This is a genomic window from Pseudoduganella violacea (assembly GCF_014191875.1).
Taxonomy (GTDB): domain Bacteria; phylum Pseudomonadota; class Gammaproteobacteria; order Burkholderiales; family Burkholderiaceae_D; genus Rugamonas; species Rugamonas violacea_A.
Genome location: NZ_JACHXD010000008.1, coordinates 241,574 through 262,057, shown reverse-complemented (window position 1 = coordinate 262,057; position 20,484 = coordinate 241,574). Strand labels below are relative to the sequence as shown.

At 62.7% G+C, this 20,484-nt stretch carries 17 protein-coding genes; 6 read left to right on the top strand and 11 right to left on the bottom strand.

Going from position 1 to position 20,484, the window contains the following annotated elements; all coding sequences use genetic code 11:
* Positions 1–8 precede the first annotated feature (8 nt).
* Entirely contained in the window at positions 9–1,301 is a 1,293-nt protein-coding gene (locus FHS03_RS15870) for a metal-dependent hydrolase family protein (protein ID WP_183441913.1), read from the top strand.
* Here FHS03_RS15870 and FHS03_RS15865 read toward each other — a convergent pair.
* Positions 1,298–1,900 carry a LysE family translocator gene (locus tag FHS03_RS15865; protein ID WP_183441912.1) on the bottom strand — a complete coding sequence of 201 codons (603 nt, stop codon included), beginning with the start codon at positions 1,898–1,900 and terminating at the stop codon, positions 1,298–1,300. The genes FHS03_RS15870 and FHS03_RS15865 overlap by 4 nt on opposite strands.
* A complete protein-coding gene (locus tag FHS03_RS15860) occupies positions 1,897–2,826 on the bottom strand; it encodes an NAD-dependent epimerase/dehydratase family protein (RefSeq protein ID WP_183441911.1) in 930 nt (309 codons plus the stop codon). The genes FHS03_RS15865 and FHS03_RS15860 overlap by 4 nt, the downstream gene beginning before the upstream one ends.
* A gap of 105 nt (positions 2,827–2,931) precedes the next feature.
* On the opposite strand from FHS03_RS15860, the gene FHS03_RS15855 reads away from it, so the two are divergent.
* Positions 2,932–3,849, top strand: a complete 918-nt coding sequence (locus FHS03_RS15855; protein ID WP_183441910.1) for a LysR substrate-binding domain-containing protein — start codon at positions 2,932–2,934, stop codon at positions 3,847–3,849.
* A 60-nt stretch (positions 3,850–3,909) separates the two neighbouring features.
* A complete protein-coding gene (gene glpD / locus FHS03_RS15850) occupies positions 3,910–5,442 on the top strand; it encodes a glycerol-3-phosphate dehydrogenase (RefSeq protein WP_183441909.1) in 1,533 nt (510 codons plus the stop codon).
* Between the two features lie 111 nt (positions 5,443–5,553).
* Here glpD and FHS03_RS15845 read toward each other — a convergent pair whose 3' ends face one another.
* A complete protein-coding gene (locus tag FHS03_RS15845) occupies positions 5,554–7,002 on the bottom strand; it encodes a peptide MFS transporter (RefSeq protein ID WP_443094294.1) in 1,449 nt (482 codons plus the stop codon).
* Between the two features lie 259 nt (positions 7,003–7,261).
* Between FHS03_RS15845 and ppnN the strand changes: the two genes are divergently transcribed.
* Positions 7,262–8,632 (top strand): nucleotide 5'-monophosphate nucleosidase PpnN, encoded by a 1,371-nt coding sequence (gene ppnN / locus FHS03_RS15840; RefSeq protein ID WP_183441907.1) that lies wholly within the window; start codon positions 7,262–7,264, stop codon positions 8,630–8,632.
* Positions 8,633–8,655: 23 nt separating this feature from the next.
* Here ppnN and FHS03_RS15835 read toward each other — a convergent pair whose 3' ends face one another.
* The 8 genes from FHS03_RS15835 to FHS03_RS28660 all read right to left on the bottom strand — a co-directional run bounded on the left by FHS03_RS15835 (position 8,656) and on the right by FHS03_RS28660 (position 17,230).
* On the bottom strand, positions 8,656–9,273 hold the full coding sequence (locus FHS03_RS15835; protein WP_183441906.1) for a hypothetical protein: 618 nt from the start codon (positions 9,271–9,273) through the stop codon (positions 8,656–8,658).
* Between the two features lie 152 nt (positions 9,274–9,425).
* Positions 9,426–10,955 (bottom strand): lysine--tRNA ligase, encoded by a 1,530-nt coding sequence (gene lysS / locus FHS03_RS15830; protein WP_183441905.1) that lies wholly within the window; start codon positions 10,953–10,955, stop codon positions 9,426–9,428.
* Positions 10,956–10,983: 28 nt separating this feature from the next.
* Positions 10,984–11,664 carry an HAD family hydrolase gene (locus FHS03_RS15825; protein WP_183441904.1) on the bottom strand — a complete coding sequence of 227 codons (681 nt, stop codon included), beginning with the start codon at positions 11,662–11,664 and terminating at the stop codon, positions 10,984–10,986.
* Positions 11,665–11,667: 3 nt separating this feature from the next.
* A protein-coding gene (prfB, locus tag FHS03_RS15820; protein ID WP_150119043.1) for a peptide chain release factor 2 occupies positions 11,668–12,772 on the bottom strand; the annotation gives its coding sequence in 2 pieces (ribosomal slippage) (positions 11,668–12,690 and positions 12,692–12,772; 1,104 coding nt in all).
* Between the two features lie 176 nt (positions 12,773–12,948).
* A complete protein-coding gene (locus FHS03_RS15815; protein ID WP_183441903.1) occupies positions 12,949–13,257 on the bottom strand; it encodes a hypothetical protein in 309 nt (102 codons plus the stop codon).
* An 8-nt stretch (positions 13,258–13,265) separates the two neighbouring features.
* Positions 13,266–14,918, bottom strand: coding sequence for a choice-of-anchor X domain-containing protein (locus FHS03_RS15810; RefSeq protein WP_183441902.1), 1,653 nt, complete (start codon positions 14,916–14,918; stop codon positions 13,266–13,268).
* 11 nt (positions 14,919–14,929) lie between these two features.
* Positions 14,930–16,378: an esterase/lipase family protein gene (locus FHS03_RS15805; protein ID WP_183441901.1), complete on the bottom strand. Its 1,449-nt coding sequence runs from the start codon at positions 16,376–16,378 to the stop codon at positions 14,930–14,932.
* A gap of 24 nt (positions 16,379–16,402) precedes the next feature.
* A complete protein-coding gene (locus FHS03_RS28660; RefSeq protein ID WP_183441900.1) occupies positions 16,403–17,230 on the bottom strand; it encodes a PEP-CTERM sorting domain-containing protein in 828 nt (275 codons plus the stop codon).
* 426 nt (positions 17,231–17,656) lie between these two features.
* Here FHS03_RS28660 and FHS03_RS15795 point away from each other — a divergent pair, with 426 nt between their 5' ends.
* Positions 17,657–19,663 carry a bifunctional 2',3'-cyclic-nucleotide 2'-phosphodiesterase/3'-nucleotidase gene (locus FHS03_RS15795; protein WP_183441899.1) on the top strand — a complete coding sequence of 669 codons (2,007 nt, stop codon included), beginning with the start codon at positions 17,657–17,659 and terminating at the stop codon, positions 19,661–19,663.
* Positions 19,660–20,205 (top strand): tetratricopeptide repeat protein, encoded by a 546-nt coding sequence (locus FHS03_RS15790; RefSeq protein ID WP_183441898.1) that lies wholly within the window; start codon positions 19,660–19,662, stop codon positions 20,203–20,205. Before FHS03_RS15795 ends, FHS03_RS15790 begins: the two co-directional genes overlap by 4 nt.
* The last annotated feature ends 279 nt before the right edge of the window (positions 20,206–20,484 follow it).

Below are 20,484 nucleotides of genomic sequence, written 5' to 3'. Positions count from 1 at the left end.
AGGAGTGCATGCATAAGCTGTCCCTGGCAAGTCTGTTACTGGTCATGAATGGCGCCGGCGCCGCGACGCAAACGGTCGATTGCGGCCGCTTGCTGGATGTGAAGGCGGGCGTATGGCGGGAGAAGGTCACGGTCGCCATCGAAAACGGCGCCGTCAAGTCGCTGGCGCCCACCCAGGGCAAGGGCGATGTGGACTTGAGCGCCTATTCCTGTCTGCCGGGACTGATCGATATGCATGTCCATATGAGCGGCGAAAGCCGCAAGCAGATCGAGGAGCTGCGCTCCCAATTGAGCGGCGATGTGGCCGACCAGGCCTTGCGCTCCGTGCCTTTCGCCGAACGCACGCTGAAGGCGGGCTTCACCACGGTGCGCGATATGGGCGCATCCGACGGCCTGAATATCGCGTTGAAGCGCGCCATCGACGCCGGCCATGTGCCGGGACCGCGCATGTTCACTTCAGGCCAGGCCATTGCCACCACGGGCGGCCATGCCGATCCCACCAATGGCTTGTCGCGCGAGCTGCGCCGCCTGAAAGGCGTGCCGGGACCGGAGCAGGGCGTGGTCAACAGCCCGCAGGAAGCGCGCGAAGCGGTGCGCGCCCGCTACAAGGAAGGCGCGGACCTGATCAAGATCACCGCCACCGGCGGTGTGCTGAGCCAGGCCGCCAGCGGCCAGAACTCGCAGTTTTCGGATGAGGAGCTGCGCTCCATCGTCGCCACGGCCAAGGATTACGGCTATCGCGTTGCCGCCCATGCCCATGGCACGGAAGGCATGAAGCGCGCTCTGCGCGCCGGCGTCGATTCGATCGAACACGGCACTTTCATGGACGATGAAGCCATTGCCCTGTTCAAGAAGACCGGCGCCTGGTATGTGCCGACCCTCTCGGCCGGGAAATACGTGACCGAGAAGGCCAAGGAGGCGGATTACTATTCGCCGCTGGTGCGCCCCAAGGCCGCCGCCATCGGCACGCATATGCTGGAGACTTTCGCCAAAGCCTACAAGGCTGGCGTGAAGATCGCTTTCGGCACCGATGCCGCCGTCTTCCCGCATGGGCTGAACGGCAAGGAGTTCGCCTATATGGTGGAAGCGGGCATGCCTCCGCTGGAGGCGACCCGCTCGGCGACCTTGTCGGCGGCCGAGCTGCTCAACCAGTCCAACCGTCTTGGCTCGCTGGAGCCGGGTTTCGCGGCCGATATCGTGGCCGTCAGCGGCGATCCGCTGCGCGACATCAGCGTCCTGCAGCAGGTGCGTTTCGTGATGAAGGACGGCGTGGTCTACAAACGCCCCGCCACTCTGGATTAAGCCAGCAGCACAAAGGCGGCGCACAGCATCAGACCGCCGCCACTGAGCTTGTGCAAGGGCAGCCTACCCAGCCTGCCGGGCGCGCGCAAGCCGCGCAAGCGCGCCACCAGGGCGATCACGCCTGCGAAGTACAGCACATTCATGATCTCGAACAGTACGCCCAGCAGCATGAAGCTGCGCAGCGTGCCGCCGGCGCCATGGTCGATAAAGAGCGGGAAGAATGCGCCGAAAAAGAGGATGGGCTTGGGATTGGTCACCGTAATCAGCACGGCGCGCAGCAGACTGCCCGGCGCCGCGCTGCGGCCATCCAGCCGCGGCGGCGTGCGGTACATCGCAATCCCCAGCCATAGCAGATACAGGGCGCCGCCGATCTTGAATATATCCAGCAGCACGGGCCAGCGCGCGATCAGGGCCGCAAAGCCCAGTGCCGACAAGGCGATCAGCAGCAGATCGCCGATCACCACGCCCGCCGTAGCCTGCCAGGCGCGCGGCAGCGAATGCTGGACTTGGCCTGCCACATAGAGCGTGCCGGGGCCGGGAGAGAAGATCACCATCAGGGCGGCGGCGATAAAGGCGGGGAGATGAACCAGGCCGCTCATGCCGCCGCCCCCTGCGCTGCTGACGCATGTTCGCGTATCAACGTGTCCAACCAGGCGCCGTCGCCCTCGAAGCGGTAGCCCAGAGCCGCCGCGCGCGCCGTATCCATCGTGTAGGGTTGGGCATAGTCGAAGGGGCCTGGCTGGACCGCGCCGGGCGCCGCCGCTTGCGCATACGCCCTCACTCCCAGCACCTGGCCGATACGTTGCCGCAGCTCGGTAGCCGACAGCGTGATATTGGCGGCATTGACTGGCCCGAGAAAATCCTGCGTGCCGGTCCAGGCTAGAAAGTTCGCGATCGCTTGCGGATGCAGGAAGGAGCTGGCTGCAGCGCTGGAGCTATGCGGCAAAGGCTGGCCGCGACGCGCCAGTTCAACATAGTGCCGCAAGCGGCCGGTGAAATCGTCGCGGCCTCCAAGCACGTGGGCGATGCGCACGCTGACCGCGGGCAGGGCGGCGCTGCGGTAAAGCAGGGCTTCGGCCTGGCGCTTGCCCGGTGCATAGCTCTCTTCGGCGTAGGCCGGATCGTGCCAGGGATAGACCATATCGATGCGTTCCGCATCCAGGTCCAGCGCCGACTCGGCGAACGGCGCCAGCGCCAGTCCGCATAGGTGGCGGTAGACCTCGATGGTGGACGACATGATGTAGCGCGCCGTCCTGCCCGCAAAGACTTCGTTGGAAATGGCCGCGTCCAAAGGGCTGTAGCACATCTGGTCATACACGGCGTCGTAGCTGGCGCGAGCGAAGGCGGCGCGCATGGCGGCCGCATCGCGCCGGTCGACGTGGATGCGCTGCACCGCGTTGCCAAAGTCGTCGCCGGTCCTGCCGCGCGTCGCCAGCGTCAGTTGGTGACCTTCGGCCAGCAGCCGGCGCACCAGCAGCTTGCCGAAGAAACGCGTTCCGCCAATAATCAAGATATTCTTTGTCATGCTATTCTCCTGTCAGATGCATGTATTGTTCCTTCGGGAGCGGGGCGTCGGCAAACGAGAAATATTACCGGTAACAAGTAAGTTTTTCTAATTCACGAGGATTGCATGGGCAGGCCTTTGCGCAGCCTCTCGGGGCTGATCGACTTCAATAGCGCGGCGCGATGGGGCAGTTTCAAGCGCGCGGCGGAAGAGCTGCACAAGACGCCGGCCGCCATCAGCCAGCAGATCAAGACGCTGGAGGAGGAGCTGGGCTTTCCGTTGTTCGTGCGCCAGACGCGCCAGGTCCAGTTGACGGAAAAGGGGGCCGAATTCGCCGCCACCGTGTCCCAGGTGCTGACCGAGCTGCGCGACAAATGCGCCGCCTTGCAGGAGGACGAAGACGCCGCGCTGCTGCGCATCTCCTGCACCCACTCCTTTGCCTATAAATGGCTGGTGCCGCGCATGCCGCGCTTTACCCGCCTCCATCCCGAGCTGGATATCCGCGTCGATTCCAACGACAGGCAAGTGAACCTGGATGCGGGCGGCATCGATGTCGCCATCCGCCACGGCCCCTTCCAGCCTGGCGATCCCGATCTGATATTCAGCGAAAGGTTGGTCGCGGTGTATAGCCCCGGCTTGCTGCCGCCCGGCCGCGACAGTCTTGAGCTGGACGATCTGCCGCTGCTGCCGCTGCTGTGCGAAGGTGACAGCGAACTATGGATGCGCTTCATGCAGGCCAACGGCGTGCGCAATCCCCGCCTGCAGTTCGCCCGCAGCTTCAGTCATTCCGGCTTGCTGGCGCAGGCCGCTGCGGCGGGCCAGGGCGTGGCGGTGGTGGCTTTCGCCATGGTCCATGAGGATGTGCGGAACGGCGTCCTGCGCCTGCTGCGGGCGCGCAGCGCGCCCTATGCCTCGGGCTACCGCTTCCTGACGGCGCGCGGCAAGGAGGCCGCGCCGCGCATACGCCGGCTGCGCGAATGGCTGGAGGAAGAAATGGCCGCCATGGGCGTCATGCTCAGCGAATGGGACGCGGCGCAGGGATGATAGTTGCTTACTGCATACAATTTAGCGTATCTTGTGCGTATTGACAGTGCTGGGGAAGGTATGGCGGCGGAACAGGACATCGATTGCGATGTATTGATCGTAGGCGGCGGCATCAACGGTGTGGGCATTGCGCGCGATGCGGCGGGGCGCGGGCTGTGCGCCGTCCTGTGCGAGAAGGATGACCTGGCCTCGCATACCTCGTCAGCCTCGACCAAGCTCATACATGGCGGCCTGCGCTATCTCGAATACTATGAATTCGGCCTGGTGCGCAAAGCCCTGATCGAGCGCGAAGTGCTGCTGCGCAGCGCCCCCCACATCATGTGGCCGATGCGGTTTGTGATGCCGCATGCGCGCGGCCAGCGCCCGGCGCTGCTGATTCGCGCGGGCCTGATGCTGTATGACGCGCTGGCGCGGCGCGAGCTGCTGCCTGGCTCGCGCGGCATCAAATTCTCCTGCCACGCCGCCGGACGCCCGCTCAAGCGCGAATTTACGCGCGGCTTCGAATATTCCGACGGCTGGGTGGACGACGCCCGCCTGGTGGTGCTGAATGCCCGCGACGCCTGCGAGAAGGGCGCGCGCATCATGACGCGCACTACCTTCCTCGGTGCGCGCCGCGTCGGCGAACGCTGGCAAGCGAGGCTGCGCCTGCAGGACGGCAGCGAGCAGTCCGTGAGCGCGCGCTATCTGGTGAATGCCGCCGGTCCCTGGGCCGCGCACCTGGTCCAGGATGTGCTGCAAAAGCCGATGGACGGCCAGCTGCGTCTGATCAAGGGCAGCCATATCGTGGTACGCCGCATTTTCGAACACGATTACGCCTACATCTTCCAGCACAACGACGGCCGCATTGTCTTCGCCATTCCCTACGAACGTGATTTCACGCTGATCGGTACCACCGACGTCACCTACGAAGGCGATCCAGGCCAGGTGGCCATCGGCGAAAGCGAAATCGGCTACCTGTGCCAGGTCGCCAGCCACTATTTCAGCGAAGCGGTACGGCCTGCCGACGTGGTGTGGACCTATGCCGGCGTGCGCCCGCTGGTGGAGGACGAGGCGGCCGACGCCAAGGCCGTCACCCGCGACTACCGCTTCGAGATCGACAGCAATGGCCCGCCGGTACTGAGCGTCTTTGGCGGCAAGATTACCACCTTCCGCAAATTGGCCGAAGAGGCGGTGGACAAGATCTGCCACAGCCTGGGCTGTCCCCAGCGGGGCTGGACCGGCAAGGTTTGCCTGCCCGGCGGCGACCTGTACGGCGCCGAACCGCAAAACCGCTCCGTGCGCGAATTCAGCCAATGGATCGCCGCCAGCCAGCTCAAATACGCCTGGCTCGCGCCGGCCCTGGTCGCGCGCTACGCCCGCGCCTACGGCACCCGCCTCCACACCCTGCTGGCCGACTGCCACGGCATGGCCGATATGGGCGAAGAAATCCTGCCCGGCCTCTACGCCGCCGAAGTGAACTACCTGCGCCGCTATGAATGGGCCATCAGCGCCGCCGACATCCTCTGGCGCCGCTCCAAGCTCGGTCTGCACCTCGCCCCCGGCGCCGAGGCCCGCCTCGCCGCCTGGCTCGCCGCCCAGCCCCCCATCCGCTGACTACAGTCCAGCCCGTGTCCGATTGGGGGCAGACCCCAATCGGACACGGAGTCGGCAATGAAAAAGGGCAGCCCGCAGGCTGCCCTTTTGTGTTTGCGCTGTGCGCCGCGCTTATTTCACGCCGTGCATCAGTTTCTGGATCAGCGGTGCGATCAGGAACAGGACGATGCCGCCACCGACCAGCGAGTAGAAGCCGAAGGTGTAGCCGGACAGGGCCGACGCGACCGACATGCCGCTTTCGCCGCTGACGTGGGAGGCGAACATGCCCGACAGGTTGTTGCCGATGCCGGTGGACAGGAACCAGCCGCCCATGCCCATGCCGACCAGACGCGTCGGCGCCAGCTTGGTCACCATCGACAGGCCGATCGGCGACAGGCACAGCTCGCCAATCGACTGGATCACGTAGACCATGAACAGGGTCCAGAATGGCACCTTGCCGCTGTCGTCCACCAGCGAGGACAGGGCGAACATCAGCAGGCCGAAGGCCAGGCCGTTACCCAGCAGGCCCAGGCCGAATTTGCGCGGGATCGATGGGTTCATGTTGCGGCGGCCCAGCATCACCCAGATCGCGGCCACGACCGGCGCGAAGAAGATGATGGCGATCGAGTTTACGCTCTGGAACCAGGCGGTCGGGAAGATGAATTCGCCCAGCTTGCGGTCGACGATGTTCTCGGCCAGGAAGGTGAAGGAGCTGCCAGCCTGCTCGAAGAAGCACCAGAACAGGATGTTGAAGGCGAAGATCAGCATCATGGCGATGACCTTGTCGCGCGCCACTTTGCCGTTGCGCACGCCTTCGACGATCAGCATGACAGCCAGGATCAGGAACATCACGGTCAGGATGCCTTGCAGGGCGTCGGCGCCCAGGGCCAGCAGCGAGTACACGACCGGGATCACGGCCAGCGAGCCGAGCACCACGTAGACGATGCGCATCGGGCTGCGGGCTTCCGGCGCGGGTTCGCCGATGCCTTTGAGCGAGCGGCGGCCGACGTAGAACCAGCACAGGCTGATCAGCATGCCGATGCCGGCCGAAATGAACACGATCTTGTAGGCCGGGGTGTCGCCGGTGGCGAAGATTTTCTGCGCCAGCAGCTGGGTGAAGATCGGGGCCAGGAAGCCGCCGACGTTGATGCCCATGTAGAAGATGGTGAAGCCGGAGTCGCGGCGGGTGTCATGAATGCCGTACAGCTTGCCGACCATGGTCGAGATGTTCGGTTTGAACATGCCGTTGCCGACGATGATGGTGGCCAGGCCGAGCTTGAAGATGCTCGGATCGGGCAGGGCGATCATGAACAGGCCGGCAGCCATGAAGCTGGCGCCGACCAGGATCGAACGCTGGTAGCCGAGCACGCGGTCGGCGACGAAGCCGCCGAACAGGGCGCCGGCATACACCAGCGCGAGGTAAGAGCCGTAAGTCAGGTTGGCCGCCGATTGGCCCGCCGCATCGCCGCCGTAGAACTGCGACACGATGTAGAGCACCAGCGCCCAGCGAATGCCGTAGAACGCGAAGCGTTCCCAGAATTCGGACATGAACAACATCCAGAGCGGACTGGGGTGACCCATGATCTGCTTGAACTCAGGGATTGCGACTTCCGTGGTAGGGTTGCTTGCACCGCTCATGCGGCTTCTCCTGCTAAAAAAGCCGCCATTGTAATCCACCGTTTGGAAATGTCACCAAATTCACATGCTGCCCTGCAGCATTGTGAACTTTTTATTGACTCGTTTGCAATATATACATTCCACCACGAAACCCTTAGATGTCGTATATTGGTGCTGTGGACACAGCTGTTGTGCCCCGCAACAAAAAAGGATTATTCGCACCATGGAACATGACGTTGTCGATACCCTGATTTCGCCTGAAGGCAAGCTGGAAGTACTGTCCAAGGCCGAAGTAAATAAACTGCTCGACTCCGGCAAGGGCGGGCTTTATACCATGTTTCGCAACTGCGCCCTGGCGGTGCTCAATTGCGGCAGCACGATCGACGATGGAAAGGAATTGCTGGAACGCTTCACTTCGTTTGATATCAATATCATGCAGCGCGAGCGCGGCATCAAGCTGGAGATCAAGGGCGCGCCGGCCATCGCTTTTGTGGATGGCAAGATGATCAAGGGCATCCATGAGCACCTGTTTGCCGTGCTGCGCGACATTGTTTTCGTCAGCAATGAGGTGACTGATAATCCCAAGTTCGACCTGGCGCGCTCGGAAGGCATCACCGATGCCGTTTTCCATATCCTGCGCAATGCCAATGTGCTGCAGCCGCAGCTCAATCCGAACCTGGTGGTGTGCTGGGGCGGCCACTCGATCAACCGCGCCGAGTACAACTACTCGAAAGAAGTGGGTTACCAGATGGGCTTGCGCGCGCTCGATATCTGCACCGGCTGTGGGCCGGGCGCGATGAAGGGGCCGATGAAGGGCGCCACCATCGGCCACGCCAAGCAGCGTTTTGGGGCCGGGCGCTATCTGGGCATCACGGAGCCCGGCATTATCGCGGCCGAGTCGCCCAACCCCATCGTCAACGATCTGGTCATCATGCCGGACATCGAAAAGCGGCTGGAAGCCTTTGTGCGCACGGGTCACGGCATCGTGGTCTTCCCGGGTGGCGCGGGCACGGCGGAGGAAATCCTGTATATTCTGGGCATTCTGCTGCACCCGGATAACGAGGACTTGCCTTTCCCGCTGATTTTCACCGGGCCGGAATCTTCGCGCGAATACTTCGTGCAGATCAATGATTTTATCGGCCGTACGCTGGGCGAGAAGGCGCAGCAGCGCTATAAGATCATCGTCGACGATCCCGAGCTGGTGGCGAAGGAGATGGTTGACGGCATCAAGCTGGTGCGCGAGTTCCGCAAGGCGCGCAGCGATGCGTATTACTTCAATTGGGCGCTGAAGATCGACGAGGAGTTCCAGCGTCCCTTCACGCCGACACACGAGAATATGCGCAATCTGAGCCTGCATAAAAACCAGCCGACCCACCTGCTGGCGGCCCAGCTGCGGCGCGCCTTCTCGGGCGTGGTGGCGGGCAATGTGAAGGATGACGGCATCCGTGCCATCGAGAAGTACGGCCATTTCGAAATCCACGGCGATGCCGAGATCATGGGGCCGATGGATGCGCTGCTGGCATCGTTTGTGGCGCAAAGCCGCATGAAGCTGGCTGGCAAGGCGTACACGCCTTGCTACCGCATCGTGCAGTAAGCCTAGCGCATCGTGCAGTAAGCCTAGCGCGGCGGCTGGTCGGACGCGTTGCGGCGTTCGACCAGCCGTTTCACCTCGCGCATCTCCTCACGCAGGCCGCTGGTCTGCTGCTGCAAGCTATCCGTCTGTTTCTGCAGGCTGCGGGTCTGTTCCTGCATTTCCCGCATTTGCAGCTGCATGGCATCGGTCTGCTGTTGCAGTTTCACCGTCTGCTGCTGGATGGCCTCGGTTTGCTGCTGTGATCTACTGCTTTGCTGCTGCAGCGCCTGCAGCTGATGGCGTATTTCCATGCCCTCCGAACCCATGCCCCGGCCCGACTCGAACGCGCCGATCATGCCTGACAGCAGGGAAACATTGATCGCGCCCACGCCCAGAATAATGGTCAACGTGGCGCTGAGGCCGGTAACGATGACGGTGATCTTTAGGCTGGTGAACTTCTCCTTCAGTTCCACGAACCCTGTTTCTAATACGGAAACGCGCTGATCCAGCCCGGCGATGATGGCCTTCAGTTCGGCAATGGAAGACGCGAGCCGCTCCTCAAGCCGTTCGATACGCTTGCTCAGTTCAGCGTGATTGGCGGCAATCAGCAATTCAAGCCGCGAACGCACACCCTCGATTTCATCACGGTTATTGGAGTTCATGCATTCATCTTGCGCCGTCCCCCAGGCAGGGTCAAGCGAGCTGAGGCGCGATATGCCGGCCTGTTCCACGCAGGACTGAGCTGGCTCAAGCGGCATGAAAAAAGCCGCGCGGCGGGTGGCCGGGCGGCTTTTTGACTTGCTGCGCTGCGGGATCAGTCTTCGCGGCGCAGGTGGGGGAAGAGCAACACGTCGCGGATGTTTGGCGAGTCGGTCAGCAGCATCATCAGGCGGTCGATGCCGATGCCGCAACCGCCGGCCGGCGGCATGCCGTATTCCAGCGCGCGGATGTAGTCGGCGTCGTAATACATCGCCTCTTCATCGCCGGCATCCTTGGCTTCGACCTGGGACAGGAAACGGGCCGACTGGTCTTCCGCATCGTTCAGCTCAGAGAAGCCGTTGGCGATTTCGCGGCCCACCATGAACAGCTCGAAGCGCTCGGTGACGCCTGGACGGGTGTCCGACGCGCGCGCCAGCGGCGACACTTCGACCGGGTAGTCGATGATATAGGTCGGTTCCCACAGCTGCGCTTCCGCGGTTTCCTCGAACAGCGCCAGTTGCAGCGCGCCCAGGCCGGCGGTGGCGAAAGGCTTGACGCCGAACTTCAGCAGCTCGGCCTTGATGAAGTCCATATCGTTCAGCTGCGCTTCGGTGTAGTGCGGCGCGTACTTGTTGATGGCGCCGACGATGGTCAGGCGGTGGAAGGGCTTGGACAGGTCCAGCTCGCGGCCGCCGTAGGTCAGCACGGCGCTGCCATGGGCGTCGACGGCGGCTTGGCGGATCACGGCTTCGGTGAAATCCATCAGCCATTTGTAATCGGTGTAGGCCGCGTAGAATTCCATCATCGTGAATTCAGGATTGTGGCGGACCGACACGCCTTCGTTGCGGAAGTTGCGGTTGATCTCGAACACGCGGTCGAAGCCGCCCACCACCAGGCGCTTCAGGTACAGCTCAGGCGCGATACGCAGGTACATCTGCATATCCAGCGCATTGTGGTGGGTGATGAAAGGCTTGGCCGCCGCGCCGCCCGGAATCGGGTGCAGCATCGGGGTTTCCACTTCCATGAAGTCGTTCTTTTCCATGAAGCGGCGGATCGAGGACATGGCCGCGGTACGCGCCTTGAAGGTGCGGCGGGTTTCCTCGTTCATGATCAGGTCCACGTAGCGCTGGCGGTACTTGGTTTCCTGGTCGGCCAGGCCGTGGAATTTATCCGGCAGCGGACGCAGCGACTTGGTGATCAGGCGCAGTTCCGTGACCTTGATGGTCAGCTCGTCGGTCTTGGTCTTGAACAGGGTGCCGCGCACGCCCAGGATGTCGCCCAGGTCGTAGTGGTGCAGCGCTTCCATGGCGGCTTCGCCGGTCAGGTCCAGGGTCGCGTAAATCTGGATGCGGCCGTCGGCCTTGACGCCGGAGGCGTCCTGCAGCGTGGCGAAAGCGGCTTTCTTGCCCGCTTCGCGCTTCAGCATCATGCGGCCGGCCACGACCACGGAAACAGGATTGGCTTCCAGCTCTTCGCGCGTCTTCTCGCCGTATTGCAGGTGCAGGTCGGCGGCCTTATGCTCGGGCACGAAGTCGTTCGGGAAGGCCACGCCCTGGGCGCGGATGGCTGCCAGCTTGGCACGGCGCTCGGCGATGATTTTGTTGTCGTCCGGGCCTGCTGCCTGTTCTTGGATTTCCGTAGTCATGATCTAGTGTGGTGTTGAGGGGTGTTATTTAGTTGGTGGCCGGGCTGCTGGCAAACAGCTCGGCGATATTCAGTTCGCTGAAGTCGCGCGCAATGCAGATCACATTGTCGAACTCCGCAAAGGCTTCGGCCGGCAGGGTGGTGGTCAGCACCACCGCGCGCATGCCGGCGCGGCGCGCCGCTTCCACGCCCAGCGGCGCGTCTTCGAACACGATGCAGTGCTCGGGCGCGGCGCCGCAGCGCTGGGCCGCCAGCAGGAAGCCGTCGGGATGCGGCTTGCCGCGCGCCACATCGGCGGCGCAGACCACGGTGTCGAAGCGGTGGCGCAGATCCAGACCGTCCAGCGTGAAATCGATATTCGACGGCGGCGCGGCGCTGGCCACGGCCAGTTTCACGCCCTCGGCGCGGGCGGCGCCGATCAGCGCATCGAAACCGGACACGGTGGCCAGGTGCGGCGCGTACAGCTCGCGGTACAGCTCTTCCTTCTCATGCGCGAGCAGGGCCACTTCCTCATGGCTGAGGTGTTCGCCCAGATAGCTGCGCATGATTTCCCCGCCTTGACGGCCGGCGGTGGTGCGGAAAAACTCGTCGGCGTCGACTGCGCGGCCGCGGCGCGCGAAAAAGGCCAGCCACGACTGGGTGTGGAAGGCCATATTATCGACGATGGTGCCGTCCATATCGAAGACGAAAGCGCGTACGGTCTGGCTCATCGTTTAAACGCCCTGTTTCAGCGAGGCGGAGATGAAGTCGTCCAGGTCGCCGTCCAGCACGTTCTTGGTATTGCCGGTTTCGAAGCCGGTGCGCAGATCCTTGATGCGCGACTGGTCCAGCACGTAGGAGCGGATCTGGTGGCCCCAGCCAACATCGGTCTTGGAGTCTTCCAGTTTCTGCTGCTCGCTCATGCGTTTGCGCAGTTCCTGCTCATACAGCTTGGCCTTCAGCATTTCCATCGCCTCGGCCTTGTTGCGGTGCTGGGAACGGTCGTTCTGGCACTGCACCACGATGCCCGATGGGCCGTGGGTCAGACGGACCGCGGAGTCGGTCTTGTTAATGTGCTGACCGCCGGCGCCCGACGCGCGGTAGGTATCGATGCGCAGGTCGGCCGGGTTGATCTCGATCTCGATCGAATCATCCACTTCGGGATAGACGAAGAGCGAGGTGAACGAGGTATGGCGGCCGTTGGCGCTGTCGAACGGCGACTTGCGCACCAGGCGGTGCACGCCGGTTTCGGTGCGCAGATGGCCGTAAGCGTATTCGCCCTCGATTTTCAGGGTGGCGGTCTTGATGCCGGCCACCTCGCCGTCCGACTGTTCCATGATCTCGACCTTGAAGCCCTTGCGCTCGCAATAGCGCACGTACTGGCGCAGCAGCATGGAGGCCCAGTCCTGGGCTTCGGTGCCGCCGGCGCCGGCCTGGATGTCGATGAAGCAATTGTTCGGGTCCATCGGATTGTTGAACATCCGGCGGAATTCCATCGATTCGATGACTTTCTGGATTTCGGACACGTCGCCCGCGACCGACTCCAGCGTGTCACCGTCGCCTTCTTCCTTGGCCATGGCGAACAGGTCGTTCATGTCGCGCAGGTCGTTATCGGCCTTGATCAGGGTCAGGACCACGCCTTCCAGCGCTTTCTTTTCGCGGCCCATGTCCTGGGCGCGTTTCGGGTCGTTCCAGACCGCCGGGTCTTCCAGCTCGGCGTTCAGTTGTTCGAGTTTCTCCGACTTCTTATCGAAGTCAAAGATACCTCCGAAGTTCGGCTTCGCGCGTCGTCAGATCGGCGAGCAGGGCGGAGAGGGAATTGATGCGTTCAGCTTCCATGATCTTCTAGTCTTCTATGGTGAAATCAAACCTTGGATTATACCCTAGCGCCGCGGGCTGCGCAGCCTGGAAACGACCGGGGTGCCATGCCGCATCGCTTGTTAAGTAGGCCATATTGTCCGGATAGCCATTGCGGCCGGCTTGAAAAGACATTGAGATATGAAGAGTTGCCCAGGTCAGCGCGATGGCGCTGGGCCGCAGATCAGGCGCACCAGGCCGTAGGCAAGGGCGGAGTAGAGGGCGATGATGAGCAGGGTGATGGCGCCGTTTGGCGCCATCACCCATTCTCCGGAGGCCAGCCCCAGCGGATGCAGAATCGGGTTCCACACCAGCAGGAGCACTAAGGCGGGAGCCGCCAGCATGCCCAGTACCTGCTCCAGTTCCGCCGGCAAATCGGGGGCGAAGGCGCGCAGCGCGCCGATACTGAGCACGAAATAGGCCGCGGTGGCGATGGCGGCCATGGCTGGGGCATGTCGGCGGCTCATTCATCCTTTCAGCGCAGTTGCTGCAATGCGCGGGCGTCGCGCAGGTCAATGACGCCGTCGCGGTTGATGTCGCGGCGGTCGCCCGGTTTCAGGGCGGCGCCGCGCTGCTGCGTGATCAAGCTTACATCAGCTGGTCCAACCACGCCATCCCCATCCAGATCACCGGCCTTTTTCGGATAGAACTGCCAGCGCGAGTAGCTGTCGGTGCTGCCCATATTGGTGAGGCGGGCGCTGTTGGCGCCTTGCACCACCACCAGCGAGATCGCCTGGTAGGGGCCATCGACGGTCTGGAACTTGTCGGACGCCAGGGTCGCCTCCACCAGATTGTCGCCAGCCTGCAGCGAACGCGAAGCGTTGAGCAGGGCGATGTCCTCGCCGTTCGGGCCGACCACCTTGAAGGAGATCTGGTAGAAGCCAGCCGAACGCACCTTGACCGGGAAGGCCAGCTTGAAGGAGGCGATATAGCCGTCCTGCAGCACCGGCGTCACGCTGAGCTGCTTTTGCAGTTCGATGGCGCCCGCGCACAGGTCGGACAGATTGACGTTGAACACGCCGGCATCGCGCTTGCGGAAGGCCAGCGTGAATTCGTCGGCGCCCAGTTCCAGGGTATCGATCTGGCTGACGCGGAAAGGACCGTCGCTGCCAAGCTTGGCCTTCAGGTCGGCCGCGCTGTAGCTGGCCGATACGGTGACGGGACCAAGCTGGTAGCTGCCAGCCTTGCGCACGTCGATGTATTTGCCGTTCGACGCGGCCAGGCGCACCAGGGTCGAATAACGCGCCGCTTTCAGCACATTGAAGCCGATATTCACCTGCAGGCCGCTGACGCAGTTGTTCGCGCCGCGTTGAGTCAGCAGGTCGATGCCCTGGCTTTGCAGTTGCGGCGGCACCACCTTGACCTGGGCGCTGGCGTTGCGCTGGATCGGTCCCTTCGCAGTGGGAATGGTTACCTTGCCGACGATGTCGAACGTGCCGGCGACGGCGAAAGTATGGTCGACGCTGTACACGCCGTCATTCGCCAGTCCATCCGCGCCCTGGCCGTTATCCAGCGCGGCTTGCGCCGCAGCGGAGCCGATGGCGATGCTTGGCGTCAGCGCCTTGATCGGCTGGCCATTGTCCAGCACCAGCAGGCCCACGCCCACGTCTTCCCCAGCCAGCAGGGTAGTGCGTTCGATGGCGATGCCGACCTGATAGCGCGAGCGGGCAAACACCGTACCCAGGGCCACGGTCTTGACCGGCGCGGCCGGGAAGCTGACGCGCAGAATCCAAACGCCATCGGCGGGATTGGCCAGTTCGGCACCGGTGAACACGCCGCCCGGCAACGGCGGCGTGCGGCCGCTGCCTGGTTCAAAGCTCAGGCGCGAATCCTGCGGGCCGATGGCGACTTTGCCGTTCGGATCGATCAGGCTCAGGGTGGCGCCATTGACCGGTACGATCAGGTCGAAGCGCAGGCCATCGGCGCCGCCGACATTGAAGGGAATATCCAGCGAGGTGGCGCCGGGCGCGATATTGCCCGTGACCGTGACCGGCGTATTCACCGCCACCGGCACGCTTTGCGCGTGGGCGGCGGACAGGCCGCAAGCCAGCGCAAACAGGAAAAGCAGCGCCCACAAGCGGCTAAGCGCCGATCGTGCCGCTGACAGCAAGGTGATAAATGTCTTCATCGCGGTTCTCTTCATTTGAGTGGGATCGTGGTGTCGAGGGCGGTATTGACGTTGCCCACGCTGCGTACCGTATTGTGATTGGCCCCGCTATTGCCCAGCGGCGTGCCGTAGCCGGGATTGGCCGAATTCTCCGTGACGACTATATCGTTTGCCTGCGGTTCGGGCGTCAGCACGGTGGTGTAGGTCAGCACCGTGCGCGTGCCCCAGATATGGCCTGGCACCGTGGTCAGCGTCATGGTCGCCTCCTGGAAAGTGCGCAGCACGCGCCATGCCCGTTCCAGCGCGCGGTGGGAAATGCCGGGATAGGGATCCATCTCGTTATCGGTCAGCAGGTCATCGTGATTCAAGTCGGCGTTGGCGCCAAAGGTATAGGTGCCGGGGATGTTGCCGCGCTGGCCGGTGGAGATGGCCGCCGTTGCCGCATAGGTGGTCAGGTCGCGCAGGCCGGGCAGTTGCGGCCCTTGTCCAAAAGTCCAGCCATCGATGTAGGCGGCAGCCAGGCCACCGGGATCGTCGCCCCGGGCGACCAGGTCGTCGGCCGTGGTTTTCTGGATGATGGAGAGGTCGGCCGCCACGCTGCCGCGGTGCGGGGTGGAGAGCGTGGACAGAGAGACGATCTCGAACTCCGGTCCCAGCGCCTGCAAGCCCTGCGAGTCCAGGCCACCCTTGCTGTGGGCGATGATATGGACCTTGTCGGCTTTCAGCGGTTTCAGGTAGTCGGTGATATGGGTATTCAGCTCGGCCGCGTTGGCCGCCACCGAACCGTTGCCGTTCTGCGCCACGCCCAGCGACCAGCGGTCAACCAGCACGCCGCGTTCTTCCAGCGCGGCCAGCACGCCGGGCGACTCGCCCTCATCCCAGGTGCCGCGGTCGGCCCAGATGCCATGCGCCAGCACATAGGGCGGCGTGGCTTCGAATTCGATGGAAACCCAGTCCACGGCCATGCACCATTCCTCCGTGGTGTTGCCGGTGTCGATATCGATGCGCAGCTCGTTGTCCTGGCCGAACTTCAATTCTTCGATCGGCACGATGATGCTGTCGTCGGTCCAGGTGTTGTTAAAGCCTTCCAGCGTTTTCTTGAACTTGCCGTTGAAGCTTACGCGGTCCAGTTCAGGCGCGATGCCGGGATTTTGCGCCTTATCATCGATATCGTACACAGGGAAGCGGATCGTGGCCTGGGCCGACAGCACGCCATTGCTCACCAGTTTGGCCGCGTCGGCCAGGGTGCCGTCCGGGTTCAACTGCTTGTCGTTGACGACCTTGGGGACGGGAATCTTGATCAGCAGGGGGCCGCCGCCGCGATAGGTGCAGCCGGTATCCAGGCCGGGGCCGGAATTGGCGACATAGATGCCGAGTTTTTCCTCGGGCGGGGTGAAGGGGGACGTGGTCTGCGCCAGTGCCGGCGCGGCGGCAAACGATGCCGCCAACGCCAGCCAGAGCGCTGTGATATTCAATCGCATTATTAGCTCCGAAAAGGATGGCCGTCAGTTGGAAATGGAGATATTGGTCAGGCGCAGCGTGTCGCCGCCCTGTACCAGCTTGCCGCTGATCTTGGCGCCGACCAGCAGATTGCCGACCGGGGCATCCAGCGACACCCACTGCACGCTGCCATTGCTCAAGCGGATCTGGGCGCGCTGGCCCTTGATCTCCAGGATTTGCCCGTTGACGGCATCGCCGGCTTTGGCGGCGGGGGCGGAAGCGTCTTTGCTGGCCTGGGCCGGTGCTGGCTGCTTGGCCGATGCAGGCACGGTGGCGACCAGACCGGCGCTCAAGACCAGAGCAGCCGCGCCACGGCGGCGCGCCAGGAGCAATGCGGGTAGGGCAGCCAGCAGCAACAGCAAAGTGCCGGGTTCTGGCACCTGGGTGTTCTGGCCGATGGCGATCTCCAGTCCTTCGTTGTCAAAGCTGATAGGGAGGTAGCCGGCTCCACTATCGATGAACAACATATCAAGGTCAACTGTGTCGAGTTTGACTACCGCGCCTGCGCTGGGCGCCAGCGCCTTGAAGTTCAGGCTCAGGAAGCGGAAGGCGTCGGTTTGGGCGGAGTCCAGCACGAGGGCGCTATTGCCCGATAAGCCGAAGACATCGATAAGGTTGCCGGATACCTTCGCATCGCCGAGAAAACCGAAGGATGCGGCTTCGGCCAAGTCGAGCTGATTCGCGCCATTGGAATCGATGAAACTGAAACCGGTCAGTTGCAGGACTTTGGAGTCGAATAGCACGGTCAGGTCAAAGCCGCTGAGCGAGTCGCCCAAGGCGCCAGTCAAGCCGCTGATGCGGAAGTCCACATTGAAGTTTTGGCCGACCGCCACGGAACTGGTGGCGGCGGAGAGATTGATTACTGCTGCCTGCCCGGGTAAGGCGGCAGCGATCAGCGCGGCTGGTAAAAGATAGTTACAAGCCTTTTTGCGTAATAGATTAAGTATGGTCACAAGGAACCCTCTCGGAAATAGATGTGCCTGAAAGATGGCGTTTTAAACAACGCGCCGGGGGCCTCCCGAGCAAGAGACGTGCCATCTGCATGTCTCTTTTTTAGGATCAACTACTTATAAAAATGTAATTTTTTCCTACATATAAAATGTAAGATTTTCCGACAGTCGGGATCAAACCTGTAAGAAATGGTAGTTTCCGGTCCTAAATACTTGACTGTCGGTCGGGCAGGGGGCTGGCGCCTTGTTCTGGCCCGCAGCCCTGCGTATCATGCTGACCATCCTGTAACCGGCTGTTATTAATTAAGCATGCGCCTCCTACCCTGCCTTCCCGTTCTGCCCCTGCTCCTGTCGGCCTGCTCGACGCTGACGCCATCGCCGGTTCCGGCTGGCAGCGAAACCACGCTGGCCCTGCTGGAGACCACCGACCTGCACGCTAACGTGGCGAGCTACGACTATTACAAGCTGGCGCCGGAACCATCGATCGGCTTGGAACGCACCGCCACGCTGATCCGCCAGGCGCGCGCCGAATTCGCCAACACCCTGCTGCTCGACAATGGCGACACCATCCAGGGCACGGCGCTGGCTGATTACCAGGCGCTGGTCGCGCCGCTGGCCTGCGATCAGACGCTGGCGATTTACAAAGTGATGAACCAGTTGGGCGTGGAGGGCGCCGGCATCGGCAACCACGAATTCAATTACGGTTTGGCGTATCTGAGCCAGGTGACGGGCAACCGCTTTGACGTGGACAGCGTGGACCCGGCCAAGCCGCGCTGCGCCGGTCCTGCCTTCCCGCAGGTGCTGGCCAATGTGTATAGCGTGAAAACGCGCCAGCCGCTGTTCAAGCCCTATCACATCATCGACAAGCAGATCACCGCAACCGGCCCGGATGGCAAGCCGCTCAAGCTGGCGCTGAAGGTGGGCATCATCGGCTTTGCGCCGCCCACCATCCTGACCTGGGACAAGCGCTGGCTGGAAGGGCGCATCTATACCGAAGGCGTGCGCGAAACGGCACGGAAATACATTCCCGAGATGCGCGCCCACGGCGCCGATCTGGTGGTGGCGATTTCGCACGGCGGCCTGGATAACAGCCCCTATTCTCCGACCATGGAAAACGGCAATTGGTATCTGTCGCAAGTGCCGGGCGTGGACGCCATGTTGATCGGCCACTCGCACCAAGTCTTCCCCAACGCCACCAGCACTGTGCCGCAATTCAATCTGCCCGGCGTGGATAAGGTGAAGGGCACGGTCAATGGCGTGCCGACCGTGATGGCGAACCTGTGGGGTAAGCACCTGGGCGTGATCGCCCTGCGTCTGCGCCATGACGGCAAGGGCTGGAGCGTCGAGCGCGGCGCCACCACGGTGGAAGCGCGTCCGATCCAGACTGGCGACAAGCGTTATGTGGAAGCCGATCCGGCAGTCGCGCCGCTGATCGCCGCCGAACACGCCGCCACCATCAAATATGTGCAAACGCCGGTTGGTACGACCGATTTCCGCATGAGTACCTATTTCGCCGATGTGGGCGATGTCAGCGCCATCCAGATCGTGAATCAGGCGCAGGCCGCCTATCTGGAAAAGCATGTGAAGGCGAATATGCCGGAACTGGCGCGGCTGCCGGTGCTGTCGGTGTCCTCCCCATTCAAGGCCGGCACGGCGGGCGTCAGCGACTACACGGACGTGAAGGCGGGCAGCGTGGCGCTGAATAACGCGGCTGACCTGTACCTGTATCCCAACGCGCTATACGGCGTGAAGGTCGACGGCGCGGGCCTGAAAGCATGGCTGGAGCGTTCCGCCGAGCGCTTCAACACCATCGATCCCAAGCTGGCGACGCCGCAGGAGCTGGTCAACACCGGCTACCCAAGCTATAACTTCGACGTATTGAGCAGTCCCGATGTGAGCTACGAAATCGACCTGAGCCAACCCGCCGGCCAGCGCGTGAAAAAGCTGAGCTACCAAGGCCAGCCGCTCAATCCATCGCAGGAATTCCTGGTCGCCACCAATAACTACCGCGCCAGCGGCGGTGGCGGCTTCCCCGGATTGGACGGCAGCAAAACCATCTTCGCCGCGCCGGACAATAACCGCGAAATCCTGATCGCCTATATCCAGGCGGCGAAAGGCTTGAACCGAGCCAGTAACGGCAGCTCCCGCAGTTGGCGCTTCAGCAAGCTGCAGACCAAAGGCCCGGTCGTCTTCCATTCCGCGCCGGAGAAGCTGGACCTGGCCCGCGCCGCAGGCCTGGACCACATCACACAGCTGCAAACCGATGACGGCATGGGCAAAGGCTTCGCCCTGTACGCTATCGACCTGTCGAAATGAAAGAGCGCATTGCAGCGCTGCTGCTTGCCGCCAGCGCAGGTCTGGCCCATGCCACCGCGCTTGCAGCACCTGCCGCCCCAAGCGCAATCGCTGCGCTGGATGAAGCCCGGGCGCTGCTGCGCGGCCCGGCAGCTTCGCCCGCAGGCTGGCCGCGCGCCTTTTCCCTGTTGAAGGTTGCGGCGGAAGAGGGGGATGCCGCAGCAGCCTACTATCTGGGCCTGATGTACCGCAACGGCATGGGCGTGGCGGGCGACAGCGCCGCCGCCGCGCGCTGGCTGGAGAAAGCGTCGCAGGGCAGGGTGGCGCAGGCTATGTTCCTATACGCGAATATGCTTTTGAGCGGAGAAGGTGTCCGCCGCGACGAAACGGCGGCGCGGCGCTGGATCGAACAAGCGGCAGCGCTGGAGCATCCCGGAGCCATGCTGCAAATGGCACTGGCCCTGCGCGAAGGCAGCATGGGTTTTGAGCGCAATGAAGCCCAGTACGAAATCTATATGAAGGAAGCGGCGCATGCCCTGCGCCACCAAACACCCGAACCGTGATGAAGATAGCGGGACTGACTTGCTTATTTGGTGAAAGATGATTGAAAAGCGAATACGGGAACTCCTGAATGAGCGCAGCAATGACGTGTTGAAGCAAGACCTGATTCCAGGCATTGCCCCTGATGCTGTTAATGACTATATTTCGCAAGAAATGGCGGCCGCAATAAAAGCGGATGATTGGGCGGCTTCGTACGCGCTGCTGGAATTTATACGAGCGATTGAGGCCCCATTGGTAAGAGCCGAGGCACTCAACACATTATTGGTGATGCCAGGCCACGA

Excerpts from the sequence above, each read along its gene's own strand:
- ppnN (WP_183441907.1), top strand. The coding sequence starts at position 7,262 with ATGGAACATGACGTTGTCGATACCCTGATTTCGCCTGAAGGCAAGCTG.
- FHS03_RS15845 (WP_443094294.1), bottom strand. The coding sequence starts at position 7,002 with ATGGGTCACCCCAGTCCGCTCTGGATGTTGTTCATGTCCGAATTCTGG.
- FHS03_RS15810 (WP_183441902.1), bottom strand. The coding sequence starts at position 14,918 with ATGAAGACATTTATCACCTTGCTGTCAGCGGCACGATCGGCGCTTAGC.
- FHS03_RS15815 (WP_183441903.1), bottom strand. The coding sequence starts at position 13,257 with ATGAGCCGCCGACATGCCCCAGCCATGGCCGCCATCGCCACCGCGGCC.
- FHS03_RS15870 (WP_183441913.1), top strand. The coding sequence starts at position 9 with ATGCATAAGCTGTCCCTGGCAAGTCTGTTACTGGTCATGAATGGCGCC.
- FHS03_RS15835 (WP_183441906.1), bottom strand. The coding sequence starts at position 9,273 with ATGAACTCCAATAACCGTGATGAAATCGAGGGTGTGCGTTCGCGGCTT.
- FHS03_RS15860 (WP_183441911.1), bottom strand. The coding sequence starts at position 2,826 with ATGACAAAGAATATCTTGATTATTGGCGGAACGCGTTTCTTCGGCAAG.
- glpD (WP_183441909.1), top strand. The coding sequence starts at position 3,910 with ATGGCGGCGGAACAGGACATCGATTGCGATGTATTGATCGTAGGCGGC.
- lysS (WP_183441905.1), bottom strand. The coding sequence starts at position 10,955 with ATGACTACGGAAATCCAAGAACAGGCAGCAGGCCCGGACGACAACAAA.
- FHS03_RS15790 (WP_183441898.1), top strand. The coding sequence starts at position 19,660 with ATGAAAGAGCGCATTGCAGCGCTGCTGCTTGCCGCCAGCGCAGGTCTG.
- FHS03_RS15805 (WP_183441901.1), bottom strand. The coding sequence starts at position 16,378 with ATGCGATTGAATATCACAGCGCTCTGGCTGGCGTTGGCGGCATCGTTT.
- FHS03_RS15825 (WP_183441904.1), bottom strand. The coding sequence starts at position 11,664 with ATGAGCCAGACCGTACGCGCTTTCGTCTTCGATATGGACGGCACCATC.
- FHS03_RS15795 (WP_183441899.1), top strand. The coding sequence starts at position 17,657 with ATGCGCCTCCTACCCTGCCTTCCCGTTCTGCCCCTGCTCCTGTCGGCC.
- FHS03_RS15855 (WP_183441910.1), top strand. The coding sequence starts at position 2,932 with ATGGGCAGGCCTTTGCGCAGCCTCTCGGGGCTGATCGACTTCAATAGC.
- FHS03_RS15865 (WP_183441912.1), bottom strand. The coding sequence starts at position 1,900 with ATGAGCGGCCTGGTTCATCTCCCCGCCTTTATCGCCGCCGCCCTGATG.